This window comes from Thermaerobacillus caldiproteolyticus, from assembly GCF_015326725.1.
Taxonomy (GTDB): Bacteria; Bacillota; Bacilli; order Bacillales; family Anoxybacillaceae; genus Thermaerobacillus; species Thermaerobacillus caldiproteolyticus.
The window spans coordinates 1,119,073-1,145,366 of record NZ_CP064060.1 but is presented as its reverse complement, the minus strand read 5'-3'; the positions used below and the strand labels follow the sequence as shown (position 1 = coordinate 1,145,366).

The 26,294-nt window shown below is 44.2% G+C and carries 29 protein-coding genes, 1 tRNA gene and 1 riboswitch; of the genes, 2 read left to right on the top strand and 28 right to left on the bottom strand.

Annotation, left to right across the window (positions count from 1 at the left end):
* Positions 1–4 precede the first annotated feature (4 nt).
* The 20 genes from ISX45_RS05660 to ISX45_RS05565 form a co-directional block, all read right to left on the bottom strand.
* Entirely contained in the window at positions 5–1,078 is a 1,074-nt protein-coding gene (locus tag ISX45_RS05660; RefSeq protein WP_194520207.1) for a cobalt-precorrin 5A hydrolase, read from the bottom strand.
* A 1-nt stretch (position 1,079) separates the two neighbouring features.
* Entirely contained in the window at positions 1,080–1,850 is a 771-nt protein-coding gene (cobM, locus tag ISX45_RS05655) for a precorrin-4 C(11)-methyltransferase (protein ID WP_194520206.1), read from the bottom strand.
* On the bottom strand, positions 1,847–2,548 hold the full coding sequence (cobI, locus tag ISX45_RS05650; protein ID WP_181556674.1) for a precorrin-2 C(20)-methyltransferase: 702 nt from the start codon (positions 2,546–2,548) through the stop codon (positions 1,847–1,849). The genes cobM and cobI overlap by 4 nt, the downstream gene beginning before the upstream one ends.
* Positions 2,545–3,750 carry a precorrin-6y C5,15-methyltransferase (decarboxylating) subunit CbiE gene (gene cbiE, locus ISX45_RS05645; protein WP_181556675.1) on the bottom strand — a complete coding sequence of 402 codons (1,206 nt, stop codon included), beginning with the start codon at positions 3,748–3,750 and terminating at the stop codon, positions 2,545–2,547. Before cbiE ends, cobI begins: the two co-directional genes overlap by 4 nt.
* On the bottom strand, positions 3,737–4,834 hold the full coding sequence (locus ISX45_RS05640) for a cobalt-precorrin-5B (C(1))-methyltransferase (RefSeq protein ID WP_194520621.1): 1,098 nt from the start codon (positions 4,832–4,834) through the stop codon (positions 3,737–3,739). Before ISX45_RS05640 ends, cbiE begins: the two co-directional genes overlap by 14 nt.
* Before the next feature lie 3 nt (positions 4,835–4,837).
* A complete protein-coding gene (locus tag ISX45_RS05635; RefSeq protein ID WP_194520205.1) occupies positions 4,838–5,485 on the bottom strand; it encodes a precorrin-8X methylmutase in 648 nt (215 codons plus the stop codon).
* 5 nt (positions 5,486–5,490) lie between these two features.
* Complete coding sequence (cobK, locus tag ISX45_RS05630) at positions 5,491–6,276, bottom strand: precorrin-6A reductase (RefSeq protein WP_181556678.1); 786 nt, start codon at positions 6,274–6,276, stop codon at positions 5,491–5,493.
* A gap of 20 nt (positions 6,277–6,296) precedes the next feature.
* Positions 6,297–7,127 carry a sirohydrochlorin chelatase gene (locus tag ISX45_RS05625; protein WP_194520204.1) on the bottom strand — a complete coding sequence of 277 codons (831 nt, stop codon included), beginning with the start codon at positions 7,125–7,127 and terminating at the stop codon, positions 6,297–6,299.
* Positions 7,128–7,144: 17 nt separating this feature from the next.
* Complete coding sequence (cobJ, locus tag ISX45_RS05620; RefSeq protein WP_194520203.1) at positions 7,145–8,707, bottom strand: precorrin-3B C(17)-methyltransferase; 1,563 nt, start codon at positions 8,705–8,707, stop codon at positions 7,145–7,147.
* Between the two features lie 16 nt (positions 8,708–8,723).
* A complete protein-coding gene (locus tag ISX45_RS05615; RefSeq protein WP_181556681.1) occupies positions 8,724–9,530 on the bottom strand; it encodes an energy-coupling factor ABC transporter ATP-binding protein in 807 nt (268 codons plus the stop codon).
* Entirely contained in the window at positions 9,531–10,265 is a 735-nt protein-coding gene (cbiQ, locus tag ISX45_RS05610; protein ID WP_194520202.1) for a cobalt ECF transporter T component CbiQ, read from the bottom strand.
* Positions 10,262–10,546, bottom strand: a complete 285-nt coding sequence (locus ISX45_RS05605) for an energy-coupling factor ABC transporter substrate-binding protein (protein ID WP_194520201.1) — start codon at positions 10,544–10,546, stop codon at positions 10,262–10,264. Before ISX45_RS05605 ends, cbiQ begins: the two co-directional genes overlap by 4 nt.
* Positions 10,547–10,549: 3 nt before the next feature.
* Complete coding sequence (locus ISX45_RS05600) at positions 10,550–11,290, bottom strand: energy-coupling factor ABC transporter permease (RefSeq protein ID WP_181556684.1); 741 nt, start codon at positions 11,288–11,290, stop codon at positions 10,550–10,552.
* Positions 11,291–11,303: 13 nt separating this feature from the next.
* On the bottom strand, positions 11,304–11,684 hold the full coding sequence (locus ISX45_RS05595; protein WP_181556685.1) for a (2Fe-2S) ferredoxin domain-containing protein: 381 nt from the start codon (positions 11,682–11,684) through the stop codon (positions 11,304–11,306).
* A gap of 142 nt (positions 11,685–11,826) precedes the next feature.
* A riboswitch (cobalamin riboswitch) is annotated at positions 11,827–12,019 on the bottom strand.
* A gap of 76 nt (positions 12,020–12,095) precedes the next feature.
* The gene (gene rraA / locus ISX45_RS05590) at positions 12,096–12,578 is read right to left on the bottom strand and encodes a ribonuclease E activity regulator RraA (RefSeq protein ID WP_194520620.1); all 483 of its coding nucleotides are present in this window, start codon (positions 12,576–12,578) and stop codon (positions 12,096–12,098) included.
* Between the two features lie 110 nt (positions 12,579–12,688).
* Positions 12,689–12,760: transfer RNA gene (locus tag ISX45_RS05585), tRNA-Gln, on the bottom strand.
* Between the two features lie 193 nt (positions 12,761–12,953).
* The gene (locus ISX45_RS05580) at positions 12,954–13,427 is read right to left on the bottom strand and encodes a tetratricopeptide repeat protein (RefSeq protein ID WP_194520200.1); all 474 of its coding nucleotides are present in this window, start codon (positions 13,425–13,427) and stop codon (positions 12,954–12,956) included.
* On the bottom strand, positions 13,387–13,917 hold the full coding sequence (locus tag ISX45_RS05575) for a GNAT family N-acetyltransferase (RefSeq protein WP_181556687.1): 531 nt from the start codon (positions 13,915–13,917) through the stop codon (positions 13,387–13,389). The genes ISX45_RS05580 and ISX45_RS05575 overlap by 41 nt, the downstream gene beginning before the upstream one ends.
* A 443-nt stretch (positions 13,918–14,360) precedes the next feature.
* The gene (locus ISX45_RS05570) at positions 14,361–14,645 is read right to left on the bottom strand and encodes a hypothetical protein (RefSeq protein WP_194520199.1); all 285 of its coding nucleotides are present in this window, start codon (positions 14,643–14,645) and stop codon (positions 14,361–14,363) included.
* Positions 14,646–14,931: 286 nt separating this feature from the next.
* Positions 14,932–15,390, bottom strand: a complete 459-nt coding sequence (locus ISX45_RS05565; RefSeq protein WP_181556689.1) for a helix-turn-helix domain-containing protein — start codon at positions 15,388–15,390, stop codon at positions 14,932–14,934.
* Positions 15,391–15,563: 173 nt separating this feature from the next.
* Between ISX45_RS05565 and ISX45_RS05560 the strand changes: the two genes are divergently transcribed.
* Positions 15,564–15,995, top strand: coding sequence for a GNAT family N-acetyltransferase (locus tag ISX45_RS05560; protein WP_194520198.1), 432 nt, complete (start codon positions 15,564–15,566; stop codon positions 15,993–15,995).
* 285 nt (positions 15,996–16,280) lie between these two features.
* Here ISX45_RS05560 and ISX45_RS05555 read toward each other — a convergent pair whose 3' ends face one another.
* From ISX45_RS05555 to ISX45_RS05545, 3 genes are all read right to left on the bottom strand, one after another.
* Positions 16,281–17,717: a DDE-type integrase/transposase/recombinase gene (locus ISX45_RS05555; RefSeq protein WP_194520197.1), complete on the bottom strand. Its 1,437-nt coding sequence runs from the start codon at positions 17,715–17,717 to the stop codon at positions 16,281–16,283.
* A gap of 169 nt (positions 17,718–17,886) precedes the next feature.
* Positions 17,887–20,037 (bottom strand): DNA topoisomerase III, encoded by a 2,151-nt coding sequence (locus ISX45_RS05550; RefSeq protein ID WP_194520196.1) that lies wholly within the window; start codon positions 20,035–20,037, stop codon positions 17,887–17,889.
* Between the two features lie 34 nt (positions 20,038–20,071).
* Positions 20,072–20,974: an aldo/keto reductase gene (locus ISX45_RS05545; RefSeq protein ID WP_194520195.1), complete on the bottom strand. Its 903-nt coding sequence runs from the start codon at positions 20,972–20,974 to the stop codon at positions 20,072–20,074.
* Between the two features lie 147 nt (positions 20,975–21,121).
* Here ISX45_RS05545 and pepF point away from each other — a divergent pair, with 147 nt between their 5' ends.
* Positions 21,122–22,990: an oligoendopeptidase F gene (gene pepF / locus ISX45_RS05540; RefSeq protein ID WP_407649710.1), complete on the top strand. Its 1,869-nt coding sequence runs from the start codon at positions 21,122–21,124 to the stop codon at positions 22,988–22,990.
* A gap of 43 nt (positions 22,991–23,033) precedes the next feature.
* Here the strand turns inward: pepF and yidC are convergent, their stop codons facing one another.
* The 5 genes from yidC to ISX45_RS05515 form a co-directional block, all read right to left on the bottom strand.
* Entirely contained in the window at positions 23,034–23,795 is a 762-nt protein-coding gene (gene yidC, locus ISX45_RS05535; RefSeq protein WP_181556693.1) for a membrane protein insertase YidC, read from the bottom strand.
* Positions 23,710–24,102 carry a hypothetical protein gene (locus ISX45_RS05530; RefSeq protein WP_181556694.1) on the bottom strand — a complete coding sequence of 131 codons (393 nt, stop codon included), beginning with the start codon at positions 24,100–24,102 and terminating at the stop codon, positions 23,710–23,712. Before ISX45_RS05530 ends, yidC begins: the two co-directional genes overlap by 86 nt.
* Before the next feature lie 88 nt (positions 24,103–24,190).
* The gene (locus tag ISX45_RS05525) at positions 24,191–24,700 is read right to left on the bottom strand and encodes a metal-dependent hydrolase (RefSeq protein WP_194520194.1); all 510 of its coding nucleotides are present in this window, start codon (positions 24,698–24,700) and stop codon (positions 24,191–24,193) included.
* 267 nt (positions 24,701–24,967) lie between these two features.
* Positions 24,968–25,765, bottom strand: coding sequence for a uroporphyrinogen-III synthase (locus ISX45_RS05520; RefSeq protein WP_181556696.1), 798 nt, complete (start codon positions 25,763–25,765; stop codon positions 24,968–24,970).
* A 116-nt stretch (positions 25,766–25,881) separates the two neighbouring features.
* Complete coding sequence (locus tag ISX45_RS05515) at positions 25,882–26,127, bottom strand: hypothetical protein (RefSeq protein ID WP_181556697.1); 246 nt, start codon at positions 26,125–26,127, stop codon at positions 25,882–25,884.
* Positions 26,128–26,294 lie beyond the last annotated feature (167 nt).

Below are 26,294 nucleotides of genomic sequence, written 5' to 3'. Positions count from 1 at the left end.
CCCCTTAATGTCTCAGCAGTGCAACGGAAATCGTTACATTGCCTGATTTTTTCTTAACAAGTTCCAGATTCTCAGCACCGCTATATAACTTTGCCGCAGGTTCGCTCACTCCGTAAGCCCCCGTATAGCGAAAAACCGTTTCTGAAGGTTGTTCGATGTGCACATGATTGAGCTCTTCTGGTGAATAATACACAAATTCCCATCCATACTTTCGCACAACTTCGAGTAGCCCCGGCTCGTCCTTTTTTAACGCAATCGTGCATACCGCTTTGACACTTTTGACTGAAAAGCGAAGTTCCGCTAACGTTTCGTCAATGACTGCTTCGATTTCTTCAGCCGATGTACCGCGATTGCAGCCAATGCCTAGCACAATCACTTTCGGACGGTACAGCACACCATTTTGTAAAATCGCTTCTTCTTCTTTCGATAATAAACGGTGGGTAACAACGAGGGCAGCGTCTGGCTTTTCTGCTAATGCTTCTGGAATAGAAGAATAGACGCAAATATGGCTCGGCAATGGTGTATCATAGTTCCACCATTCTCGCTCTCCCGATTCTTGGACAACGGCAACGTTTTGTTCATTCACCACCGCAGCGCTCACAGGAGTCAGCTTTTCATCCGATTCCCATACCCAGCCGAATTGTCGGCCAAATAAATCAACGGCAATCGTTTTTTGTACATCGGAAGCGGTTGTAATGACAGGACGAGCTTGTAATAGAGCAGCTACTTGTCGCGTTAGTTCGTTGGCGCCGCCGAGATGCCCGGAAAGAACGCTAATGACATGCTCGCCTTTATCGTCAACGACAACAACGGCCGGATCTGTCTTTTTATCCTTCAATAGCGGGGCAATCATGCGAACGACCGCGCCAAGTGAAATAATGAGAACGAGTCCGCGATAGGTCTGAAACAGAGACGGCAACAGCAAGCGAACATTCCCTTCAAACACATGAATGCCTTTTTTCGCTTCGTCTCCTCTTGCAAATTTATTTGTGTAATACACGTGAGCGTTCGGCAACTGTTCTCCCACTTTACGTGCAATGTCCACTCCGTGTTTTGTAATAGCAACAACGGCATACACCTTATTTCTCCCCCCACCGATATCCGTGTGTGAACGTTTTATCGTACAGCTTCGAGCGATAATCGCGCTCGGCAATGGATGAATCAAGCGCCCATCCAGCTAAAATCAAGGCGTGTTTCCGAATTCCGTTTGTTCTCATATCTTCATCTAGCGTCCCGACCGTGGAACGAACAATTTTTTGATCGGGCCATGTCGCTTTGTAAACGACAACAACAGGAGTGTCATCGCTCCAACCAGCCGCCTGCAAAGCGCTTTTCACTTTTTTCGTTAAGGTCGCACTTAAAAAAAGCGCTAATGTACAATGGTGTTTTGCTAACTCTTCTAACTTTTCCCGCTCAGGAACCGGCGTTCGTCCTTCTGCTCGTGTTAAAATGACCGTTTGCGTCAAATCAGGAACGGTCAATTCCGCCTGTGCGACAGCAGCAGCGGCAAATACAGAGCTTACTCCAGGAACAATTTCGACGTTGATTCCTTGCTTTTTTAATAGAGATATTTGCTCCAGCGTCGCTCCATAAATAGACGGATCGCCCGTATGAAGACGCACGACCGTTTTTCCTTCTCTCACTCTTTCTACTATTTCAGTCACGATTTCTTCTAAATGCATGCCGGCGGTCGGAACGATTTCCGCTCCCGGTTTCGCGCGGTTCACTAACTGGTCATTCACGAGAGAATCAGTGTAAAAAATCGCATCCGCTTCCTCTAGCAGTTTCAATCCTTTGACCGTGATTAAATCCGGGTCGCCCGGGCCCGCTCCGATGATATATACTTTCATTTTCTCACCACCATTAATGTTAGATATTCCAGTTCAGCCCCTTCGAGTTGCTCGACATTCCAAATGATTTCTTCATTTGAGGTGACTTTCGTAACGACAGCGGCGTTCTGTAATAAATTGAGTTCGCGTAAAAGGCGAATCATTGTATCGATCACTTTAGCAACTTTAATAAAGACCACACAATCATGATCTTCAATCGCTTTTTTCATTGTTTCATAATCATCGCACGCCGGAATAATCGCCACATGCTCATCGCCATCGGCAAGCGGAAGCTGCAATCTAGCCGCAGCGGCATTAACGGATGAAACACCTGGAACCACTTCGATGCGAGCGTCGGGATAGCGCTCTTGCATCATCCGCATTAAATGAATGAACGTGCTATATAAAAGCGGATCACCCTCTGTGACAAAGGCGACATCTTTCCCAATGCGCAATTGTTCCCATATAGCGTCCACCGTTTCACTCCATTTTTCCGCAAGCACATTCACATCTTTTGTCATCGGAAACACAAGTCCGAGCATCTCTTTTTCCGCTGGTGAAAAATATGCTTCAACAATTTGTTGGGCGTAGCTTTTGCTGCCGCGTTGCTTCTTTGGATAAGCAATCACTGCCGCTTCTTTTAATCTTCGAAACGCTTTAACCGTCATCAGCTCTGGGTCGCCCGGGCCAACGCCGACACCGTATAATGTTCCTATCATTCGTCTCCCTCTCTCTTTGCAGTGATGATATAAATCGGATTCAGTGATGCAAATCTTGTTAGCTGCAAAATCGGCTTGCTTCTTGAAATTTGCGCGAGAGTAATGTCTACGTAAAATCCTCGTTGTTTGAGCCCCTCTACCGCCTGCGATAATGTTTCGATCGTAACAGCATTGATCACAATACGGCCATTTCTCTTTAAGCGCTGGCAGCAGACATCAAGCAACGCTCCCATTTCCCCTGATGTCCCTCCGATAAAAATCGCATCAGGTTCAAGGAATTCGTGCAAATGATCAGGGGCTTTTCCATGCACAAGCGTGATATCGACGCGAAATTTTTTTAGATTTTCCTTGCAAATCTCAATATCATGGGCATTTTTTTCAATGGCAAATACCGCTCCTTCGCGCGCAATTTTGGCCGCTTCAATTGCCACCGATCCAGTGCATGTTCCGATATCCCAAACAACACTGTCTTCACGGAGACGAAGCGCGCTTATGCTGAGCACACGAATTTCTTTTTTCGTAATTAACCCTTGTTCTGGTTTCCGCTGTAAAAACTCCTCATCATCAATGCCTAATATCCAAAAGGGTCCGTTTTTCGTTTTTTTCAAAACGACAACATTTAATGGTGAGAATTCTGCTTGAATCATGTCTTCTAATTCAAAGTAGCGGCAGCGTTCATCCGCTCCCCCTAAGTTTTCGCCGACAAAGGCCCGGTATTCGGTCATCCCATACGAAAGCAAATACTTCGCAATCTCATTCGGTGAATTCGTGTAATCGGTCAATATCGCGACCGTTTCGCGTCCATCAATCCGTTGTGCCAGTCCTTTTATACTTCGACCGTGGAGGCTGACAAAATACGCATCTTGCCATTTCTCTCCCATTTTCGCAAACGCCCATTGAACCGAACTGACCGATGGATACACTTCTATCGGAATTTTGCTAGATAAATAGCTGCCAATCCCGTAAAACATCGGATCGCCAGAAGCTAAAATGACGGTGCGCTTCGTTTCATGGCGCAACCGGTCGACAAGCGATGAAAGGCCGCCTTGAATAATGACTTTTTCGCCTTGATAGTCAGGGAAAAACTCTAAATGACGCTCCCCGCCAATCAATACTTCACTCTCATCAATCCAACGTTCATAAAGGGAAGGTAAATTTGCTTTCCCATCCGCACCAATTCCAATGAGTTTAATCGACTGCATCGTTTCGTACCGCCTTTCCTAAAAGTTGACCGCCCATCGTATACAGCGACGTTTCTATCACAAGCCCGCCACCAACTTCGTTTAACGCTGACAAACAGCAGTAGTCACACAGTTTTTCGAAAAATAGATGATTTCCAGCCGCTTGCATGAAATCACCGACTTGCGACGCGGTATTCGCTTCTTTAATATTGGACACCAACTCAGGTGGGGCACCAACCTCTTCGGCAATCGACGCTAAAAACTGAAAATCTACAGGGGCACTCTTTGAATGAACCATCATAATGCCTTGCGCGACTTTTGAAAATTTCCCCATCATTCCGACCATCGATACTTTTTGGATTCCGTGTTTTTTGCATTGTTTTAACGTGAAACCGATGAAATCGCCCATTTCAATAAACGCTTCTTCCGGAAGATCAGCATATTGCTGCATCGCATATTTTTCACTTCGACCGCCCGTTGTAATGACGACATGATCACACCCGTTCGCTCTCGCCACTTGAATCGCTTGAACGATGCTCGCTCGATAAGCAGCGGTTGAAAACGGAACAACAATGCCGCGTGTTCCTAAAATGGAAATGCCACCGATAATGCCGAGACGGGCGTTTAAGGTTTTTTTCGCAATTTCTTCTCCTCTGGGAACCGAAATGATAATGCGGACACCTTTTTTGATGCTGTATTGCTCGAGTACGTCCCGCGCGGTTTCATACATCATTTGACGGGGAACAGGATTGATGGCCGCTTCTCCAATCGGAACTGGCAATCCAGGTTTTGTAACACGCCCCACTCCTGCTCCACCGTCCAAATGAATACCGGATTGCTCCGTCCACGAAACGGTGGCGACAATCGCAGCACCGTGTGTAGCATCCGGGTCGTCTCCGCCATCTTTAATGACCGTAGCGGTTGCCGAGTTCCCGGTGATCTGGCAATGTTCTACAGTAAACGTGACAAATCGCCCAATCGGCAAATAAATTGTTGCCTCTGTTTGCGGTATGCCTGTAATCAAAGCGATTAATGCCGCTTTCGTTGCAGCTGTCGCGCACGCTCCTGTCGTGTATCCTTCACGCAGCGTCTTTTTCTCTGCCATCATCTACCCTCGCTCTGCTAAAAGTGAAAGTGCATTGAGTGCAGCAACAGTAACCGTACTCCCTCCTTTTCTACCTATATTTGTAATAAACGGAACATCTAACTTTGCTAATTCCGCTTTCGATTCGGCTGCGGAAACAAAGCCGACAGGCAAACCAATCACTAATCCCGGGCGCGCCTCTCCTTCTTTAATTAAACGAATGAGTTCAAGCAACGCCGTCGGGGCATTGCCGATCGCAAAAATTCCTCCTTCCGCTTCTTTCACCGCTTTTCTCATCGCGACAATCGCTCTCGTCGTATTCAGACGTTTCGCCTCTTCTACTACGTCTGGATCGGAAATATATACGTTGACACTCCCGCCATATTTTTCAATGCGGGATTTGTTAATGCCGACTTGAACCATCTGCACATCGACCACGACCGCCTTGCCGCTGCGAATCGCTTCTACTCCAGCGCGAACGGCATCGCGATGAAATAATAAACTTTTTCCTAACTCAAAATCTGCCGAAGCGTGAATGATGCGCTGAACAATCGGATATTGTTCCTCCGTAAATGAATGCTCGCCAATTTCTTCATTGATGATTTGAAAACTTCTCTCTTCGATTTTTTGCGGTTGAACGGTAATTGGCCGAAATTCCATACGAAAATCCATCGGTTTTAACCCCTTTCATTGATTGGTTGTGGCACCAGTCGATAAAGAGTAGTGATAACACCAGAAAATTCCGAATACACCGTACCGTAGTCGAGTGTCGGACGACGAATGAGAATTGTCTCAATCCCAAGTTCTTCAGCTGCGGCAATTTTTTCGTCGACTGCTCCCTCTTTTCCGCTTTCTTTCGTAATAAGCAACGTCACGCCAAATTGTTGAAAAAGCGCTTGATTAAATTCCTTTGTAAACGGCCCTTGAATGGCAACAATATTTTTTTGCGGAATACCAAGTTGCTCGCATTTTTCGATATTATCTTTGCGAGGAAGCATGCGAGCAATGAGACGTACATTCGGTAAATGAAGAAGCTTTTCGGCAAAAATGTGCAATGTTTTGCTTCCGGTGGTTAATAAAATGACCCCTTTCTTTTCAGCGGCAAGCAAAGCCGCTTCTTCGTAATCCTTCACAACGGTTAATTTCTCGGAACGAAACGACTGCGACTTTCGCTCATAGCGTATATACGGAACGTTGGCACTATGAGCGGCGCTTATTGCATTTTTCGATGCTTCTTCGGCAAACGGATGGCTTGCATCTACCACCGCTTTGATATCCTGTTGTTGAATTAACGCTTCCATGTCAGCGGCAGTTAAACGGCCAACATACACCTCTAACCCTGCTTGCCTCAATTCATTTGCGGCATGGTCTGTCACAACCGTTGTTAAGACGGGGTATCCCACTTCTTTAATTCGCAAGGCTAACGCGCGCGCATCGCTCGTTCCTGCTAACACCAAAATCATGAACGTTTCCTCCCTCTGACTTAATGGTGATGGTGGTGGTGATCGTGGTGCTCTGCGAGATGAAGGCGATATTGACATACATCACAGTTCATCTTAACCGCTTGACCGAGCGCTTCTTCGAGACGATCGAGCACAATCGTTTGCAGCTTTGGATGAAATCCAAAGTACCCAGCTAATTGAAATTCTATGTTCGGATATTGTGCACGGAACTGGATGATTTTTTCCTCAAGCCGCTTTATTAGAACACCTGTAAAGAGAAAGTATGGTAAAATCACGATTTTCCGAGCCCCTAACTTCACACAACGCTCTACTCCTTCTTCCAAGAGCGGAGCAGTCACCCCCATAAACGCTGGCTCCACCAATGAATAGTTCGTTTGCTCCCAAAATAAGCGGGTAATTTTGTATAAATCGCTGTTCGCATCAGGGTCACTTCCCCCGCGTCCAAGCAGCAATACCGCTGTTTCCTTATCAGGAGCTTCGACATTTTCACCGATCTCTATTAATCTCGTTTTTAAAATGGCAAACGTCTGTTCATGAATGCCGATTGGGCGGCCGTACGTCAACGTAACATGCGGGTATTTTTGTTTTGCCTCATCAATAGCTGCCGGAATATGAAGCTTGGAATGACCAGCAGCTAACAGAATAATCGGAATGACGATCACTTCATCAGCTCCTGCGTTTACGCATTGCTCAATTCCTTCGATGATAGTTGGTAAGCCAAACTCTAAAAAACACGTTTCTACATAAAAAGTTGGATGGATTTTCGGTCTTAGTTGCTCAACAAATTGCCGAACTTGTTCATTTCCTTCCGGGTCGCGGCTTCCATGCCCGACAAATAAAATAGCTTTCATTCTAGTTCCCCCCCTTTCTACTCCCCACATGCCGGCACTTCAATTTGTACGACCTTTTCGTCTTCCTTGTATTCGAATCCCCCCACTTGTTTCACCCTCTGAAAAAACTTATGGAACCGTTCATTTGGATGCCCTTTTTCCTTGTATTCTTCGATAACGCGGGTAACGACATCGATGATTTCGCTAGGCGGAACTCCCTCGGCAACAAGTCGTCCTGGATGCGCGTTTCTTCCTATCGTCTTTCCACCTAAAAACAAATCAAACGCTCCTTTTCGGTATACGATGCCAATATCCTCTCTAACCGCACCATAACAAGCCATTCCGCAGCCATTAAAGCCGATCTTTACTTCTTTTGGCAGCGATATTCCGCCAATTCGTTTTTGCAACTCTTCTGCATACGGAATCGCTTCTTTTTTCTCTCCATCACAAAAATCGCACGCCTTTAATGTCAACACATTGCCGACAGGGAAGACGATGAATTGAGCACTTCTCAACTTCGCAATGACTTCTTCCGGCTCAGAAGTGGGAATCTCTAGCTTCATATAATGGTCTGGCGTATACATCATCGTCCCTTCTTCGCCGACAATTTCCGCCATCACCATCATTTGCTTCGGAGTAAACGTTTTATTGGCAACTCCGGGACTGACAGCCACTTCAAGAATTGAAGGGGCAAAAGTCGTTGCTTGGTGGTTTTGAGCAGCGATTTTTTGTAACGCTTGTTCTGCAATATCTCGCGCACGCGCTCCTTCACTTTGGTCCAACGCCCACGGCTCAGCTTCTTTCCGTAGGCGTTCATGCGGCTTTAATGGCTGTTCGAGCGCACTTAATGTATACTTTCGCTGATATCCACGCGGAGTAATCATGAAACCGTCATGGATAAATGTCGATGAATTCCCGATAATGACAGTCGTTAACATCCCGATTTCGTGTTCAAGCATATGTTCTAAATCAGTAATGACAATTTGTTGGCGCTTGCGATAGGCACTTTTCACTAAACCAACAGGTGTTTGCGGCGAACGATAGCGTAATAAAATCCGCTGCGCTTCGGCGATTTGTCGCGTTCTTCTGCCGCTTTTCGGATTATAAAGAGCGATGACAAAATTGGCAGCCGCTGCAGCTTCGATCCGCTTTTCAATGAGCGACCAAGGAGTTAAATGGTCGCTTAAGCTAATCGTACATGCATCATGCATTACCGGCGCTCCCAATAAAGACGCACACGAGTTGATCGCGGAAATTCCCGGAATCACTTCCACTTCAATGCCGCTTTCTTTCGTCCATCCTTTCTCGATTAATACTTCATACACAAGTCCGGCCATTCCATACACACCAGCGTCCCCACTGGAAATCACCGCCACTTTTTTACCTCGCTCTGCCCATTTCACTGCTTCCTGAGCACGGCTTACTTCCTCCGTCATTCCGGTGCTAATGAGTTGTTTTCCCGTGATAAGATCCGATACGAGTTCAACATAAGTCTTATAGCCAATGATGACGTCACTTTCTTCAATTCCTTCGCGCGCCCGTTTTGTCATGTGATCCACACTTCCCGGACCAAATCCAATGATTAACAACTTTCCTTTCATTTCTATCACCTTTCTTTTACACTTTCATTCTTGCTTTTATTTCTTCTATGCTGCGCGGAATGCGACGCTCATTAGGAAATAAGGTGTTCCATACAGCCGCTAACAAAGGAACTCCAATTTGAAATTGTTTTAGCCTTTCACCTTGGACAAAGACTTCTTCCGGCTTCCCTTGCATCACAATTTGTCCATCGTGCATAACGAACACCACATCTGCCCATTGGAAAACGAGATCAAGATCGTGCGTCGCCATAAACACCGTAACCCCTTTTTGATGAATATCGTTTAATTTTTCCATAAAACGCTCCACTTGTAAGCGATCTAAGTACGCTGTTGGTTCATCTAATATTAACAAACTTGGTTTCATAATCATGACAGAAGCGAGCGAAAGCCACTTTTTTTGTCCTAGGCTTAAATGATGGATCGGCTTGTCCCTCCATTTGTGTAAGGAAAAATCATCCATCGTTTCTTGAAGGAGCTGATTTATTACACTTTTTTCTACACGCAAGTTATGCAAGCCAAATGCCAGCTCTTCTGTTATGGTGGGAGCGATTAGCTGATGCTCAGGATTTTGAAATACAATGCCAACTTCTTGCCGCCATTTCTGCAATGTCTTCTGTTTATAGTCGATTTTCTTTCCTTTCCAATACACTTCACCACTGTCCGGTATCAATAATCCATTCGCATGTAAAAATAACGTTGTTTTCCCACAGCCGTTATGACCAATAAGGGCGCACTTTTTCCCAAGTGGAACATGCAGTGACAACCCTTTTAATACACATTGCCCGTCTGGATACGTATAATAAACATCCTGAAATTTCAACATTTATAACAGCTCTCCCCCTATTACTCCCAATAGTACAATCATAACCACTCCGATAATCGCTTCGAATAAATAGCGTTTACATAACACGTCCCCTTCTTTTTGCACATAAGTGATTTCGCCAGAAAAGCTGCGGGCACGCAAAGCAAATGATAATGCTTCATAATATAGCCATGTTTTTTGTATAAGTTGAAATATAAGCATCGCTGCATGACGCCAATGATTTCCACCACTTCGCGCTTTCATAGCAACATGAAGTTCGTCGGCTGCTCGGGCAAAAACAAAAACAAATCGGTATGTTAAAAACAACAGCTCAATGATAATTGATGGAACTTTCATTCGCTTTAACGTATAAAGAAACTCTGTAAACGGTGTTGTTACAAGAAGAAAAAACAGGCACGACCAAGCTGCAATGGATCGAAAACATAGTGTGATCACTAAACTGATATTGCTGCTGTTCACAGAAATATGAAAAGAATGATCGATCGAAACAATAAGAAGGGGGAAACTAACACAAAGAAAAGTCAAAACAAGCAATAACGCTTTCACATACACCTGCCATGAAACACGCGCATACCAAACAATCCATACCGCCAGCCAAATGATAATAACGGTTTGCATGTCACGATTTCCTAACATGACGATAAAAAGCAGAAGAAAAGAAAAGAAAACTTTTTGTTCAGGAGGTACCTTTCGTAATCGATTGTTGTAGGCAATTGTATCAAACCGGCTCATCATTTTGCTTCATCTCTTCGATCAGCACGTCCTTTATATACGCCGATAATATACCCGATCACTCCTGCTCCAATTGCTGCTTGTACTGAAAATAACAGCGTTTCTATTTCTCCACCAGGCGGCTCAAATATCGTTTCAAACCAAGGTTTATATTTTGGATCAATCGCTTGAATAGCTTTTTCTGCCTTATCATCGGTGCCACCGAACTCAGAATGGCGAATAAACGATAATGGTGCTGCAACAAGAATGACAGCGAGAAGGAGAAGGAAGACATTTCGTTTCAATTTTTACACCCCTTTACGCAATTGTTCTAATTCATGGCGGCTATACGTACAAAGGAAATTCCAAACAATCACGGTTAACAGTCCTTCTGTAAGTGCAAGTGGTATTTGAGTGATAGCGAAAATACCTACAAACTTTAAAAACGAAGCGCTAATTCCGCCAGTAGCATCAGGGAAGGCTAATGCTAATTGAAATGATGTGACAACATAGGTCGCCAAATCAGAAAAAAAGGCAGCCAAGAAAATGATAAGACGTTGAGAAATACTAGTCTTCATACCAAAGCAATAAATTCCGTAAGCCACCAACGGACCAACAACTGCCATAGAAACAGCGTTTGCACCTAGTGTCGTCAGCCCACCATGAGCAAGTAACAGCGCCTGAAACAGTAAAACAATGCTCCCCATTACCGTCATCGCAAGCGGACCGAACAAAACAGCACCTAACCCAACTCCTGTTGGATGAGAACTGCTTCCCGTCACAGACGGAATTTTTAATGCCGAAAGAACAAAGGTGAATGCTCCGGACAGAGCCATGAGCAACTTCAATTCAGGATTTTTACGCGTCACACGCAATAAAGAACGCAGTCCTAAAATAAAAAAAGGTAAAAAAATGATCCACCAAAAAATAACCCACTTAACCGGTAAAAATCCCTCCATGATATGCATTGCAAACGTAGATGTGGAGCTGCTAAATGTAAAATAAATGCTCAAACAACATACCAAAAGTGCTAATTTCCATTTATTCATTTTTCTCACCTTTCTACTTTCTAGAAACTTTCAAAACACCAATGGGGGCAGTCGATTTCTCTGACATCGTCAACCCGTTTTTCGCATCATATCGATATGTCATCACCTCTTCTAACAGCTGACCATCTCGCAAATGTTTTTGCACAAGTTCTCTTCCCTTTTCCGCGTTCATGGCTTTGTACCATACTCCTTCAGGGTAGACGATGACAACACAGGCATCTTCACACCGGCCGTTGCAGCGTGTTCGAGATGTATGTACTTCGCTGTCCAATCCCAAACGCTCAATTTCCGAGCGAATCGCTGTTGTCACTTCCTCACCCCCTTTTCGCATACAACTGCCTCCATTGCAAATAAGAACGTGATGTTTCATTCCGATTAAATTCCATGTCGCCACTTTTTTCCTCTCCTTTTTCGTCCAAATAAAAAAGCACCTCTATACGTAGAGGTGCAGAAAAAATGCATATAATAAGCCAGCCGTTAAAAACCGATATAAAGGCACACTTTTCCCAGCACGTCTACCTATAATCCCGTAGGTATCCGTCTGAACAAATAAGGCAGGTCTCCTGACTTAGGATCTTCATTTCATTGCGTCTTCCCGAAAATTGCTTTCAGTGACATGATGCAATGAAACTCCCCATCACAGTGGCGGGTACCGTGACGGCTTTTCACCGTGCTTCCCTTTTAAGCCTATCCCTTTATGAGAAAGGCACCTTACTTGCTTTGACGAGTCATTCAGTTTTCAATGGAACAAGCTTCCTTATCCATAGTATTATAAATTTTCGAAAAACGTCAACAACTTTTTTCATCATTCTGCTTCAGAAAGCTTCGTTTGCGAAATGACGATCCCATCGCTGTCGGCATACACATAAGCGCCCGGCTCCCAGCGCACACCGCCAAATTCGAGCACAACATCACGCATTCCTTTTCCTTCTTTTTTGCTTTTCACCGGACAGGTGCCGATAGCCATGACCCCAAGCGGCATCTTCGCTATTTCAGCCGAGTCGCGAATGCAGCCATGAATGATGACACCTGCCAGCCCGCGATCGCAGGCGATTTGCGCAAGCCGATCCCCCAATAACGCGCAGCTTCGTGATCCTTTTCCATCGACAACGAGGACAGATCCTTTCGGAATCGTTTCAAGTGCTTGACGCACAAGCACATTATCCTCGAATACATCAACAGTGGCAATCGGTCCAGAAAATTCCTTTTTCCCCCCGTAAGAATGTAGCGATAATTGACAAACTTGAAGTTGTTCGAAAAATTGGTCGCATAAATCCGCTGTTTTCACACCAATCCCCTTCCCTGTATGTCCGTTTTTTATATCATTTGACACTTTTGTCAAAAATCCTTCCAAACAAAAGAAAAAGGCCAAGCGCCATTCGCTTGCCTTTATAGGAACTGGGCTAGCTGGATTCGAACCAGCGCATCACGGAGTCAAAGTCCGTTGCCTTACCGCTTGGCTATAGCCCAATGAATTAACTTCATGAGTTACTTCTTTGACTGTACTACGTGAGCTGACACCGCAGGACAATTTCAATAATTTCTGTAAGGGAATTTGGGAAATCAGTTGACATGAATTTGCACTTCGGTATACCTTTTTTGTCTGTTCATTGATAGTTATGCCCTGTCTTCAACAAATTATACAAAAAGTCCACGCCCTTTATCACTCTAAATGGTCGGCATAATACTTTAGAGCTCTCTGGTAACTATGCAATTCTTCATCATCAGTCGTATCGATTAGATTTTTTAACACAATTTCCATCGATTCTGAATATCGTTTCAGACTATATAATGTTAATGCTAAAAATATTTGGATCGGCCTATAATCGGGAAACTGTTGCTGTGCTTTTGTTAAAACTTCCAATGATTCGTCATACTTACCCAAAACGCGATAAGTGCTTCCTAAACAAACAAATGCATCTTTTAAACTTTCTTCTTTCAGTCCTAAACGAACCGCTTTTTCATAAAATTCAACCGCTTCTTTTTCCAATCCCATCGAATCATGTACTTGCCCGCAATAAAAATGAATTTCACCATCATTCGGATAACGTTTGACCAAATCTAAAAGAAGTTCTCTTGATTGTTCTAAATGCCCTTCATTTCGCAGCTTGATAGCCAGCGCTAACGGAACGCTCATCCCCGTTTCTTCCCCCATCCTGTAAATGTTTGACGAATAGCACTCGATGGCCTCCCCTGCCATCATAATTCGTGAATACAGAAACTCCTTCGATTTCCTGATCTCCCTTTTCAATGTCAAACCCCATGCGAGAGTGAAAAGCGATTGATGTACGATTGACAGGTGAAGTAACACAACGTACAAGCCGGCAACCTTTTTCTTTTACTGTTTCGAAAAACCGCTCATACAACCTTGAAGCAATTTTTCTCTTCCGGTAATCCGGATGAACTCCAACAAAATGAATATACGCTTCCTCTGGATATGTTTGGGAAACAAAACCAATCAAAAAGCCTATAATTTGTTCTTGCTCGATGGCAACAAAACTAGTGTTTTGAAAGTGAATGAAAAAGAGCTTTGGCAGCATGTCAACCATTTGTCTCCCGCCCCACCAGTCATTTAACACACTAATAATATCGTTGTAATCATGAGGAGATACATGACGAATCTGCATGTCAATCTTCCTTTCACTCAATTTTTTTCTAATATCAAAAAAGAATCATCCCTTTCCGTTCCAAAAGACACTGCAGGGATATTGGCACACACGAAAACGATATTAGGAACCAATCTTCAGACGCACGTTAAATGACCGTCGAGCGTGAACAACCATGCATCCTAGATATGCGCAAATCAGGGAACCACATTTTAGTAGCCGAAGAGAATGAAATCGTTCTCCGCCTACTAAATTCAGCGTAAAAAGAAACAACGGCTCTGCCGCATCGCCTCGTTTGGTATTAGCATTCAAGAAATTTACTGCAACAAATGATCGAATGGACCCCCTTACCATTACGACAACAAACGGACGAGCGATTCATGCCGATAAAAAACTAGGCCTTCGAGAAGAAAGACGCTTCAAAAATCAGTTAAATTTAGGAAACAGCGTATATATCGGCGATATTACTGTTTTTGTAAACGTCTCTCCAAATAATCAGCAAACATGACAAAACTAATAGCACAAATGACGGCCACGTACGGGCTAAGATGGTGCTTCTCTAACTCTTCTACCGCCACCAGTTTTCCTTTCCCCAACTCATCGATATCGGATTTGTAAGCGGCAGCGGTTTCGTAAGCGAGCAGATTCCCAGAGCCCCCGTATCGCCATGCTCGTAAACAAGATCGTCCCTCACGATCCGCAATCCTCTCATCAAAGCCGATATAAACGACAACATGCGTTTCGTTCATTCTTCTTCACGTACGGCCGACTGAAAAGATCACCACACGCATCCCCCGGTTCGTTTCTTTTTGTTTCACACGTACACACGACTTCTCCCGAAAACACGCTATTCGCTTTTGCTGAACTCTTCCGCCGGTGAACGAGGAGGAACCACGAACAGGCGTAAATCGGTGTTTCTCGGCGCGCAAAACAAAATAAAAAGATGACACTCTATAACAACATCACACTCGCTTCACCGAATCACCCTTTTTTTCTAGTTAGTCGCGCAAAAGGAATGATTCGTTACAAGCAACTTTACATGGCTCCTTTGGCTAATTCCTCAAGCCGCTTTAATGCTTCTTCTTTATCAAAAGAGCTATACCATCGATCATTATACTCGTCTAAAATACGATAATGCTTGCTGATGATGTTTTGCTGCAGGCGAAACGGCCCCATCCGCTTAATTTCTTTCCACCATACTTTTCCACCTAGCGTTTTTCCTTTCGGCACATCGATTTCTTCATGGGCAACCGTTTCAATCACTTCAAGTGGCGTGTCGCCAAGAAGCGATTCAATAATTTCGCTGTCGCGGAATAACGCGCATAGAGCGACCACTTGCGTCCAACTTGCCTGCGTCCGTCCTTTTTCAATTTGGACGAGCGTTTTTTTCGAAATCCCTAATACTTCTGCCATCTTATCTTGTGTATATCCCTTTTCCGTGCGAATCAGCTTCATTTTGCTTGAAAGAAGGTCGATTAATTCTTGTTTATCCATGTTTCTCCCCTCTTTTGTTGACATAATAAAATTATTGTTTATAAAATAGATGTTCTTTTATAAGTGTAATATTACAAGTTTTGTTTATACTCGTAAATATCATGATTTTTATATTGTCTTTTGTGTTCATGTTGATTATAATTCATTGAAAACTAGAGAGGAGAAAACAGGACTTGTTTCAAATCATCGAATATATACAAGAACCTTTTACTCTTTCAACAGATCAAACAAAAATACAGATTGATCGTGTATGTGAATTTCTCGCACAATCGTATTGGGCAAAAACAAGAGGCCGCGACACCATAATAAAGTCGATTGAACATTCACTATGCTTTTCTCTCTTTCACGAACAGACACAAATTGGATTTGCAAGGGTGATCACAGACGGAGCAACGTTTGCCTATTTGTGCGATGTATTCGTCGATGAAGCATATCTCGGAAAAGGGCTTGGAAAATGGATGTTACAATGCCTATTACAGCACCCTGACCTTATCAACATCCGCCGCGTTTTACTAGCCACCCAAGACGCCCATGGACTTTACCGGCAGTTTGGATTTCAGTCATTGCAAGAACCAGAGCGGTTTATGGAAAAACTGCACGAGTAGTAAACACCCCCTCCGTTTGATGGTAGCGTCAAAAGTTTTATGAAAACTCCACATCCGCCATCCCATGGAGCATCGTAAGGCATCCTTGGAGCCGGATTCGCCCTTGACCAACACCCGCCAAAGGAGTGAAAGGGACGTCAAGGGCGACGGGGACAAAAAAGAGGGCATAGGAAAGCCGCCCTTGCCCTTACCGAATTTTACCTTTGACGAGGTTCGGTTGGTCAAGGGTTCGCTTCGCCGAATCCGGCTGTTCTTCTGATCCATGGGCTCCGGCGGACAAAAAAGTTAGGCTGCCTCTTGTTGGAGGAAATCTTGAGCCATGGCGATCAGCTTCGTCCACCGGGCCGGCATATGGGGCAGATCGGCGAGCTCCGGGATGACGACAGGAACCCGGCCTTCGAGTGCACCGTGCGGGCGCAGGAAGTTGAAATACGCCACAAACAGCGTGACAAAGGAGACCGATCCTTCTTCCGCGCCAAATCCGTGAGTCGGCCGATAGTTGCCTTTAAACGTCCGGTTGAATCGCTCGATGATTTGTTTGAGCGCGCGGAACTCTTCGGACACCGGATCCTCATTGGTCAGTCCGATCACTTGGCGGACGTCAAACGGAATCCCGTGCTGGGCAAAAAAGTGCTGCGCCAGCAGGTAAATGGGATTGCCGTCGACGACGAACGACAAATCGTCCGGGATGGACGACAGCTTTCGCAGGACGTCATCGATGGCCCGGATGGCCGACAACGCATCCCGGTGGGGCGAGACGCGATACGAAAACACCACTTTTTTCACGGCATCAAACATAAAAAACAGGTAATGCCAGCGTCCTTTCACGCGAATATACGTCTCATCCCCACAGAACGAGCCGGACAGCTCGTACGGGAACTGGTCGACAAATGGCTGAATCATGAGCGCGACGCTATTGGCGTAGTTGAGTACCGTCTGATGGGAGATCGACACGCCATGCACATCCTTCATGATTCCGGCTGTCTGTCTGGAGGACATCCCATAGTTAACGTAGTACGTCAACACGAGTCCGAGGGTGTGCGACGACACCGCCAGACGAGACAAATCGACCTTTGGCTTTTTCGGCGACGATGGGGCCAATGGTTGAAAGTCAAACAAAAACTCACGGAACAGATACCGCACCTTGAAGGCTTGAGGGTTCTGCTGGAACCGTTGGCGTTCTTTTTGGCTCATCCGGCGAAGGTTCTTTTGGTAAAACGGGCAGTCGTTGTTCTTGCATTTGTAGATGTAGTAGTCCTTGCGTTCTTTGATTTTCTCAAGCGTTTGGAAGCAGTGCGGGCAACGAAAGACCGCTTGCTTTTTGAACCGATTTCGATGGTTGAACCGGCATTGGCACACTTTGCATTGGTACTGCCCTTTTCCGCCGTTGTTGGTGTACAGGTAGGATGACGGCGCCTGGCAACGGGGACACGTCAACGAATCCGGAACACGGTGTTTAGCGTTGTCCCGGCGTTGGATCGGCGGCAACGGACGGCCGTGCCGGGCTTCGTAGTCGGCTAAAAGCTGCCGGTAGTCGAGTGTTTCTGGGACATCGATGATGGGAAGGTCATCGACTTGAAGTTTTCGGTACGGTTTTCGAACCGGTTCGTCCATGTCTTTGCGGCTTAAGGATTTTCCTAATAAGGCACCAATTAAATAGACAATGATTTGATGTTGGGACTTGATTATTTCGAGCAAATAGGCTAATAATTGAGGTAACAAGCTTGTCACTCCTTTGTTTTGGGTGTTGGGTGTGGGGTTACCTCAATGATGGCCTAAAACAACGGGGGTGGCAAGCTTTTTTTATTCTCACCGTTGAAACTCAATGAAAAACAGTGAGTGTGGAGGATAAACTTTTGACAATACCCGTTTGATTGGAGGGGGTGAATGATTAATTTGGAAACGAAAAAGAAAGTTTTTTCTGTTCGTTATCCCAAATTAAGTAAGCATCAAACATTTTCTCTCCTTTTTTAAATCCTTTGATTACATCTGTCTTACCATGTTGCAGCAGCTTTTTCACATTCGTTTGAGAAATCCTTTTACCGAGAATCTTTTTGGAAATGGTGAACGGACATTTCGTTTTGGCATAATTCGTGCATCCGTAAAATTCTCCTTTATCAATCACTGTTCCATCACATAGTTTGCATTTGCCAATCGGTTTTCCAAGCGTCGCTTTTGACGTTGTGCGCTGTATTGTCTCGGTATTCAATCCGGTAAAGTCCCAGCTCTTTGACATTTCCAGCGCATCCTCAATGATTTTCGTCGATAGCTTCTTCACTTGTTCCATAAAATGAGCCGCTGACGCTTTTCCTTCACCGATTTCGCTTAGACGCTGTTCCCATTTCGCCGTCATTTCCGGTGAGGCTAAAATTTTATTACCAATCGCTTCGATTAACACTTTCGCTTTATCTGTTGCATATACTTGATTTTTCTTTACTTCGATATACTTTCTCTCTTTTAGCATCGTAATGATCCCTGCGCGAGTCGCTTCCGTACCGAGCCCTTCTGTTTTCGCAAGCACTTTTTCCAATTCTTCATTGTCGAGAAATTTCCCCGCTGTTTTCATGAGCGTAATGAGTTGGCCTTCCGTATAACGTTTCGGCGGCTGCGTTTTTCCTTCTTTTACGTCGACGTTTGCAACATAACCTTGCTCTCCTTCGTAGAGAAGAGGGAGAGCCGTGACATCGTCATCATCGCGCTGAAAGATCACTTTGCGCCATCCTTCTTGCACTTCTTGTTTTCCTTTCGAAACAAATTCCGCCCGTTGATCGACGAGAGTAATCACAGTTGTATAGTCAAAGATCGCCTGTTCATAATGGGCAGCAATGAGACGGCGCACGATTAAATCATAGATTTTCCGTTCATCATTTGATAATTTCTTAGGGTCAGTCACTTGTTCCGTTGGGATGATCGCATAGTGATCCGTCACCTTTTTTTCATTCACATATCGCTTATTGTGAAGAATCGAAGCATTCGGAAGCGGGAAAAACGGTTGATAATCAGGAAACGCGCTTAATTTTTGCAAAATCTCAGGAAATGTCTCTGCTTCTCCCCTTGTCACATAGTTGGAATCGGAACGGGGATATGACACAATCCCTTTTTGATATAGGCTTTGCAGTACATCAAGCGTCTTTTTCGGCGAAAATTGATAGAGCTTGTTCGCCGTTGCCTGAAGCGATGACAAATTAAATAAGAGCGGCGGCTGAAACGTTTTTCGTTCCGTTTTTACCTCTTTCACTTCTGCTTGTTTGTTTTGGCAAAATTCGGCGATTTTCTGAGCTAATCGTTCATCCTTTAAGCGAGATTCACTCTCTTTTACCCATTTTCCTTCATATTGCTTCCCATCGATATTGAAGGTAGCCACTACTTCCCAAAATGGCTCTGATTGAAAATTTTCAATCTCTTTCTCACGTTTCACGATCAACGCCAATGTTGGCGTTTGAACTCGCCCAGCGGAAAAGACGTCATTCATTCCTTTTTGTTTTAATAAAATGCTGTAAATGCGCGACGCATTCATGCCGACGAGCCAATCGGCACAGGCGCGTGCGTATGCTTCCTCATATAAGTTGCGCGTCTCTCGTTCATCTAATAGTTGTCGAAATCCTTCGTAAATCGCCTTTGGAGTCAATGAGGAAATCCACAGCCGTTTCATCGGTTTTTTGACGCCGCTCATGTGAATGATATTGCGAACGATTAACTCTCCTTCACGCCCAGCGTCTCCGGCATGAATGATCTCCGTCACTTCCGGCTTTCTCAGCAGCTCTTTAATAATGTGAAATTGCTTTGCCTTTGCTTTTTCAACTTCGTATTGAAACCTCTCTGGAATGATTGGAAGCGTATCAAGCTTCCATTGTTTCCACTCCGGACGATAACGTTCAGGCGGGGCGAGTTGAAAAAGGTGACCAACTGCCCATGTCATGTATGCACCTTTTGGAAAGAGCTCATTCGGAAAAATTTCAATATAACCCTGATGTTTTTTCGTTTGAAAAATCGAAGCTAATGTCGCGCCTTGATCTGGCTTTTCAGCAATAATGACTTTCATCGCTTGTTTCTCCTTGTTGTTCATTCCTGCTTTTTTACGGCACCTCATGTCCCATGGAGCTATGCAAAATATCAAACCATTGTTGACGATCCATCGATAATTCAAGAGCGCGAATCGCACTGAGAATGCGCTCTTTTTTCCCTGATCCGACAATCGGCATAATCCGCGCCGGGTGAACGAGCAGCCATGCATATAACACTTCGTCAATATTCGTTGCATTGAGCTCCTCTTTCACCTTTTCCAGCGTGTTTCTTAAACGAATCGCTTTTTCATCGTCAGCTGTAAAAATTTTTCCACCAGCAAGCGGTGACCACGCCATCGGTGGAATCCGTTTTTCTTGGCATAAATCTAACGTACCGTCTTCGATATTTTCAAGATTGTAAGCAGACACTTCGATTTGATTCGTCACTAGCGGGAAATCTAAATACGACTGCAACATATTGAATTGCGAGCGTTTAAAGTTCGAGACGCCAAAATAGCGGACTTTTCCTTCTCGTTTTAGTTGCGTAAACGCTTCTGCCACTTCCTCCGGATTCATAAACGGGTCAGGCCGATGAATAAGCAATACATCTATGTACTCAGTTTGAAAGTTTTTTAATGATTGATGAACGGACTCAATAATATGTTGTCTGCTTGTATCATAATGTTTAAGGCGATGCTCCGGACGGTTTTTCGCTACTAACTTGATGCCGCATTTCGTGACGATTTCGATTTGGTCGTGCAGCTCAGGCTTTAACGCCAACGCCTCTCCAAATAATGCTTCGCACGTATATCCTCCGTAAATATCAGCATGATCGAACGTGGTAATTCCTTGTTCTATACAAAACTCAATGAGTTGTAAAATTTCTTCTTTTGAATAATTCCATTCCGCTAACCGCCATAAACCATGAATCACTCGCGAAAATGTTAAATCTTCCGCTAAACGTATGCGTTCCAATTTATTGTCCTCCTTTAGTTTATTACCGTTAATGATGATGATATTTGACACGTTCCTCGATATTCCTGCTTTCGTTTCGAGTAAGCTTCCTGTTTTTGTACATACTACCTATAACAACGGTAAAAACAGGAAAGGAAGTTATGACAAATGAGAACTATGTGTTGTGTATTGCTCGCAACATGGATGAGCATCGTCCCTCTTCATACCCAAGCAGCCAAAGCAAACATTGAGCCAGAATATACATGGAACATTGCCGATATTTACCCTTCTCAAGCCGCTTTTCATAAAGATTATAAAGCTGTCGAGGACGCCTTACCCCAATTATCATCCTATCAAGGAAAGCTCCATGATGAAACAAATGTGGCAACCCTGTTTGCATTAAACGAAAAATTGTCACGGAAGCTCGAAAAGCTATCTCTTTACGCCCATCTACAGCAGGATATAAATATTGAAGACAAAACGGCAGCGCACTTAAAAGCGAAAGTTGAAACCCTTGCATCACGGTACGCGGCAGCAACCGCGTTTATCGAGCCGGAACTTTTAGCCCTTCCTAAAGACAAATTAACAGCGATCAAAAACAGCAAACATCTCAAACAATACAAGCGGTATTTTGACGAGCTGCTTGAACAAAAAGCGCATACCCTTTCGAAAAAAGAAGAGCAGCTACTTGCTAGGATCGCTCCGATCACAAACGATCCAGAAAACATTTATAACAATGCCTCTCGCGGAGATTATACACCGCCTGTCATGCACACGCCAGACGGAAAAACGATTCAGCTAACGGAAGGAAACTATGTAAAAGCGCTGGAGCATCCGGATCGAGACTACCGGAAACGGGCGTTTCAGACGTTTTTTCATAGCTACGAGTCGATCAAAAATACGTCTGCTGCTACGCTATACGCCTCTGTCAAAGCGGACGAATTGTATGCGAAAGCGCGACGATACCCATCTGGGCTTGACGCAGCTTTATCTTCCGATGATGTGCCAAAGCACGTCTTTACGAATCTCATCACTTCCGTCAACAACCATTTGCCTTCCCTACATCGGTATATTGAGCTGCGCAAACAAGTGTTACGTGTCGAAAAGGTACATAGCTACGATATGTATGTTCCACTTGTGAGCCAATCGGTAGCAAAAACAATGAAATTTTCCATCAGCGAAGCACAAGAACTCATCCTCAAAGGATTACAGCCGCTTGGGAAAGAATACGTATCCAATGTCCGGCATGCCTTTGAACATCGTTGGCTTGATGTATATCCGCGTCCGAAAAAATATACAGGCGCGTATAATACAGGAGCCTATGACACTCATCCATTTCTTTTGTTAAATTACGATAATTCCCTCGATGGCATGTTAACGATTGCTCACGAAATCGGTCACGCGATGAATTCCGTATATACGAATCAAAAGCAACCTTATTACTATTCTGGCCAGTCGATTTTTACCGCCGAAGTCGCCTCAACAGCCAATGAATGGCTAATGATGGATTACCTTATGCAGCGAGCGAAAACGGATGAAGAAAAGCTGTATTTATTAAATCAACAAATTGATCAAATTCGCGGAACGGTGTACACACAAGTAATGTATTCTGAATTTGAACGAGCGATTCACAAGAAAGTGGGGCAAGGCGAAAGTTTAACGGCGGAGGAACTCAATACATTGTGGCTCAATTTGCTCAAAAAATATTATGGTCCCGCCTATGCAGCGGACCCGGAAGCAGCGCTCGGCTGGCTGCGCATTCCCCATTTTTACGACGCCTTTTACGTCTATAAATACGCTACATCACTCGCCGCTTCGTTTGAACTTGTGAAACAAATAAAAGAAGATCCAACAGGAACAGCAACAAAGCGCTATTTGCGATTTTTAAGTGCCGGGACATCCGATGATCCTATTCCATTATTGCAAAAAGCAGGCGTTGATATGACGTCGCCTGAGCCGCTAAACAACCTGTTCACCTACTTCGACTCGCTTGTCAATGAAATGGAGAAAATTCTTCGCAAACAAGGGAATTTGTAAAACGAAGTAAGCCGCTTCCAACGTGGTGGAAGCGGCTTACTCTTTATGACGCTTGTCCGTTTTTCGCCACTATCACTGATTTCAACTGCATGCGCAAAATCAGTGATTGAATGATCGAAAAACAACCGCCGACAACCCAGTAAAGCGATAAAGCTGATGGGACAGAGCTCGCGCCAATGAAAATCATCACAGGCATAATATATGACATCATCATCGTTTGCGGCGATTTTTCCGCAGTCATCGACGGTGAAATACGCAATGAAATAAACGTCGTTACGCTAGCAAGAATCGGCAAAATGAAATACGGGTCCGTATGACCGAGCTGTACCCATAAAAACGAATGAAGCTTAATTTCTTGCGTACGCGAAATCGCATAATAAAGGGCCATAAAAATCGGCATTTGAATAAGCGCTGGCATACATCCGCTCATCGGATTAATTCCATGCTTTTGGTATAAAAGCATCATTTCTTGTTGTAATTTTCTCTGTGTCTCTACATCGTTGCCTTTATACTTTTGTTGCAACTTTTGAATTTCTGGACGAAGCTTTTGCATCGCTACCGTTGTTTTAAACTGCTTTAACATGAGCGGCAATAAGCAAAAGCGAACGATTAACGTCAACGTAATAATCGCTAATCCATAATTATTTCCAAAAAAGTGCCCCAATGTCAAAAGAAGCTTCGACATTGGATACACAAAATAATGATCCCATACTCCTTGGCTATGCTCCGTAATCGGCGCATTGCGGTTGCAACCACTCAACAATCCCACGATCCCTAGCAAAAAGAAAATCCATTTTTTCTTCATATGCATCTACGGCCTCCTTGTTAGTTTCATTGATGAATGAACAAACAAGGAGCCTACTTCCTTCTTCATCGGAAACGTGCGATCGTTCACGCGCTGGGATTTTCCGTTGTCGCGATGTAAAGAAGCGACGAGCCGGGAAAAACAAGCAGAAGCGGTATCCGCTATCAACCTCCTGCTCAAAGTAACCAAGCGCGACATCATATAAAAATGCTTTTGTTTGCCGGTGCTGAGTGATATAGCACTTCATCGCGACAAACAAAGCACTGACAAGCGGCAAATACGTCAGTATGTCGACGGGCGTCTCCATGACCCCACCTCTTTTCTATCATCAAAGATCTCTCGTACATAAACATAGCAGATTCTGCAAGGAAAGAAAAGAAGAATGTGCAGAATGACTAGTGAACAAAGCCGCTAATCGATTGCAACCATTCCGTAAATAATTCGTATTTCATGCCGACATAAATCAGCAACGAAAACGCTAGATAAAAAATCATCGTTTCCGAAAAACTTCCTGTCCGATATAATGGAATTTTATACCGCTTCGTTTGAAAAGGCCATAAAAGCGGTACCCCCTGAACAGAAAAAAAATCTTCCATAATATGAAACAAATACCCAAGCACAAAGCCAATGGAAAATAAAGAAGACGACTCAAACGTAACAACAAGCGCTATCACTGCCCACACGAGAAGCGAATGCGTCATGCCACGGTGGCCAAACGCTTCCTTCACTTTGCCGGACACTCCAAAGGAACGCCGGCCAACATATGAATTCGGTTCATCGATATCCGGAAGTAAACTTCCGATGACAATGCCTGCTGTATAGCTTGCTGTAAACGAAAGCGGCGTTTGTGACGCCACCGCCGCTCCTATTAGTAACGATGTGACAATATGACTATGGTAGCGCAATAACCATCACCTACGTGTTGAAAACTTTTCTTTTTAATTATAGCACACGCAAAAGAATATTTGTTCGTTTTTTCTTAAAAAGACTTTCGCTCTCTATGACACTTAGTGTCGTCTCCCGCGATGTATATGCAACAAAGACATTCATCTCTTTTTGCCACTTTTGGTACGAATTTATGCCTCCAAAGGTTTCAAATTGATATAGTCAATGATAAAAAGCACGACTTCCCGTTTTTCTAGGGAGTCGTGTTTAACTTTTTACGTAAGATATTATTTCCCCTTAAAATATCGCGACAATTCCACAATCATTGCCCCCATCCGTTCCAACTCAGGGGAGACGACGCGAGCTACTCCTTCCTCATGAAGCGCTTCTGCTGTTACTTTTCCCACCGCACATGCGACGACTCGTTCCGCAAACGCGCGGCGGAATTTGTCGATATCTTTTTGCTCCTTCACAAACGAGAATAAAAAGCGAACTTGCATCGCTGCTGTAAAACAAACAGCGTCAACTTTATGATCAATAATTTCTTCAGACAACTGCTCAAGAACATCGGAATCCGGTGCAACGTGTCGATATGGGAGCAACTCCGTATACACCGCACCATTTTCGTAAAGAAACTGCTTCAACGTCGGTGCAGTGTCCCCATGCAATTGTACGACAACATTTTTCCCAGTAAAAGAAAACGGCTGAAGTGAACGAATCAGTCCCTTTGTCGTGCCATCATCACTTGCGGCAACAGGGGAAATACCGATTTTCTTTAGCGCGGCAACTGTCTTATATCCTCGCACTGCTACATTCGCTTGACCAATCGTCTCCAGCCACTCCTCTTTCACTCCCTCGCGTTCCGCCGACTCTATTAACGTCTCCACTCCAACACCCGTCGTGAAAATCATCCAATCTGGGCGCATCGCGATGACCGTACGGATTTCTTCTCCTAACTCATCTTCTTTCGAAAACACCGTTCCTTGTGCCGAACGAACAAGCGGGATGCCTCCTTGCTTTTCAATGAGGGCTTTCATTTCCTCTAATTTTCTTGAGGCGCATAGTACAATTCGTTTCCCTTCCAATGCTTCTTCCTCCCCCTTACAGCTAGTGATTTCATTCTAAAATACAATCCTATCATTCGGCAATAAGAAAAAGGAACGGTCTCTCCTTCGTCGGTAGAGTCCGCTCCCTTCCCAATCTAATGTGTATGTACGAATTTCTCATCTCTTATATCAAAAGAACCGTAAATACGCGTTGGCCGAATCGAAATAATGTCATCTAAGCAAATGTTGGTCAATCTCATCTTTCGGTTATAGACAAACAGCTTTCGCGTATCTTTATATAACTTGACAGGTAAAAATGTCGCTTCTCCTTGATGTGTCTTAATTTTCACCGGTTGTTTTTGTTGAATCCACGTCATTAATTGCTTATATGTCTCCCTCATTATATGACAATCCCCCTTCTACATGACGTTACATTAAAAATTATAAAAATAAAACAGGGGAAGAATAAACGAAAAAAAATCAACAAATTCCTAACGAAATCGCGCATTTGTCGTTTATTGAATAAAGTTGAGCACGAGGAACTTTTCTCGTGCTTGATATCGTATTA

Coding starts and splice junctions, on each gene's coding strand:
- cobM (WP_194520206.1), bottom strand. CDS start 1,850: ATGAAAGTATATATCATCGGAGCGGGCCCGGGCGACCCGGATTTAATC.
- cobI (WP_181556674.1), bottom strand. CDS start 2,548: ATGATAGGAACATTATACGGTGTCGGCGTTGGCCCGGGCGACCCAGAG.
- cbiE (WP_181556675.1), bottom strand. CDS start 3,750: ATGCAGTCGATTAAACTCATTGGAATTGGTGCGGATGGGAAAGCAAAT.
- ISX45_RS05640 (WP_194520621.1), bottom strand. CDS start 4,834: ATGGCAGAGAAAAAGACGCTGCGTGAAGGATACACGACAGGAGCGTGC.
- ISX45_RS05635 (WP_194520205.1), bottom strand. CDS start 5,485: ATGGATTTTCGTATGGAATTTCGGCCAATTACCGTTCAACCGCAAAAA.
- cobK (WP_181556678.1), bottom strand. CDS start 6,276: ATGATTTTGGTGTTAGCAGGAACGAGCGATGCGCGCGCGTTAGCCTTG.
- ISX45_RS05625 (WP_194520204.1), bottom strand. CDS start 7,127: ATGAAAGCTATTTTATTTGTCGGGCATGGAAGCCGCGACCCGGAAGGA.
- cobJ (WP_194520203.1), bottom strand. CDS start 8,707: ATGAAAGGAAAGTTGTTAATCATTGGATTTGGTCCGGGAAGTGTGGAT.
- ISX45_RS05615 (WP_181556681.1), bottom strand. CDS start 9,530: ATGTTGAAATTTCAGGATGTTTATTATACGTATCCAGACGGGCAATGT.
- cbiQ (WP_194520202.1), bottom strand. CDS start 10,265: ATGATGAGCCGGTTTGATACAATTGCCTACAACAATCGATTACGAAAG.
- ISX45_RS05600 (WP_181556684.1), bottom strand. CDS start 11,290: ATGAATAAATGGAAATTAGCACTTTTGGTATGTTGTTTGAGCATTTAT.
- ISX45_RS05580 (WP_194520200.1), bottom strand. CDS start 13,427: ATGAGCGTTCCGTTAGCGCTGGCTATCAAGCTGCGAAATGAAGGGCAT.
- ISX45_RS05575 (WP_181556687.1), bottom strand. CDS start 13,917: ATGCAGATTCGTCATGTATCTCCTCATGATTACAACGATATTATTAGT.
- ISX45_RS05570 (WP_194520199.1), bottom strand. CDS start 14,645: ATGAACGAAACGCATGTTGTCGTTTATATCGGCTTTGATGAGAGGATT.
- ISX45_RS05565 (WP_181556689.1), bottom strand. CDS start 15,390: ATGGATAAACAAGAATTAATCGACCTTCTTTCAAGCAAAATGAAGCTG.
- ISX45_RS05550 (WP_194520196.1), bottom strand. CDS start 20,037: ATGAAAGTCATTATTGCTGAAAAGCCAGATCAAGGCGCGACATTAGCT.
- pepF (WP_407649710.1), top strand. CDS start 21,122: ATGAGAACTATGTGTTGTGTATTGCTCGCAACATGGATGAGCATCGTC.
- yidC (WP_181556693.1), bottom strand. CDS start 23,795: ATGAAGAAAAAATGGATTTTCTTTTTGCTAGGGATCGTGGGATTGTTG.
- ISX45_RS05530 (WP_181556694.1), bottom strand. CDS start 24,102: ATGGAGACGCCCGTCGACATACTGACGTATTTGCCGCTTGTCAGTGCT.
- ISX45_RS05515 (WP_181556697.1), bottom strand. CDS start 26,127: ATGAGGGAGACATATAAGCAATTAATGACGTGGATTCAACAAAAACAA.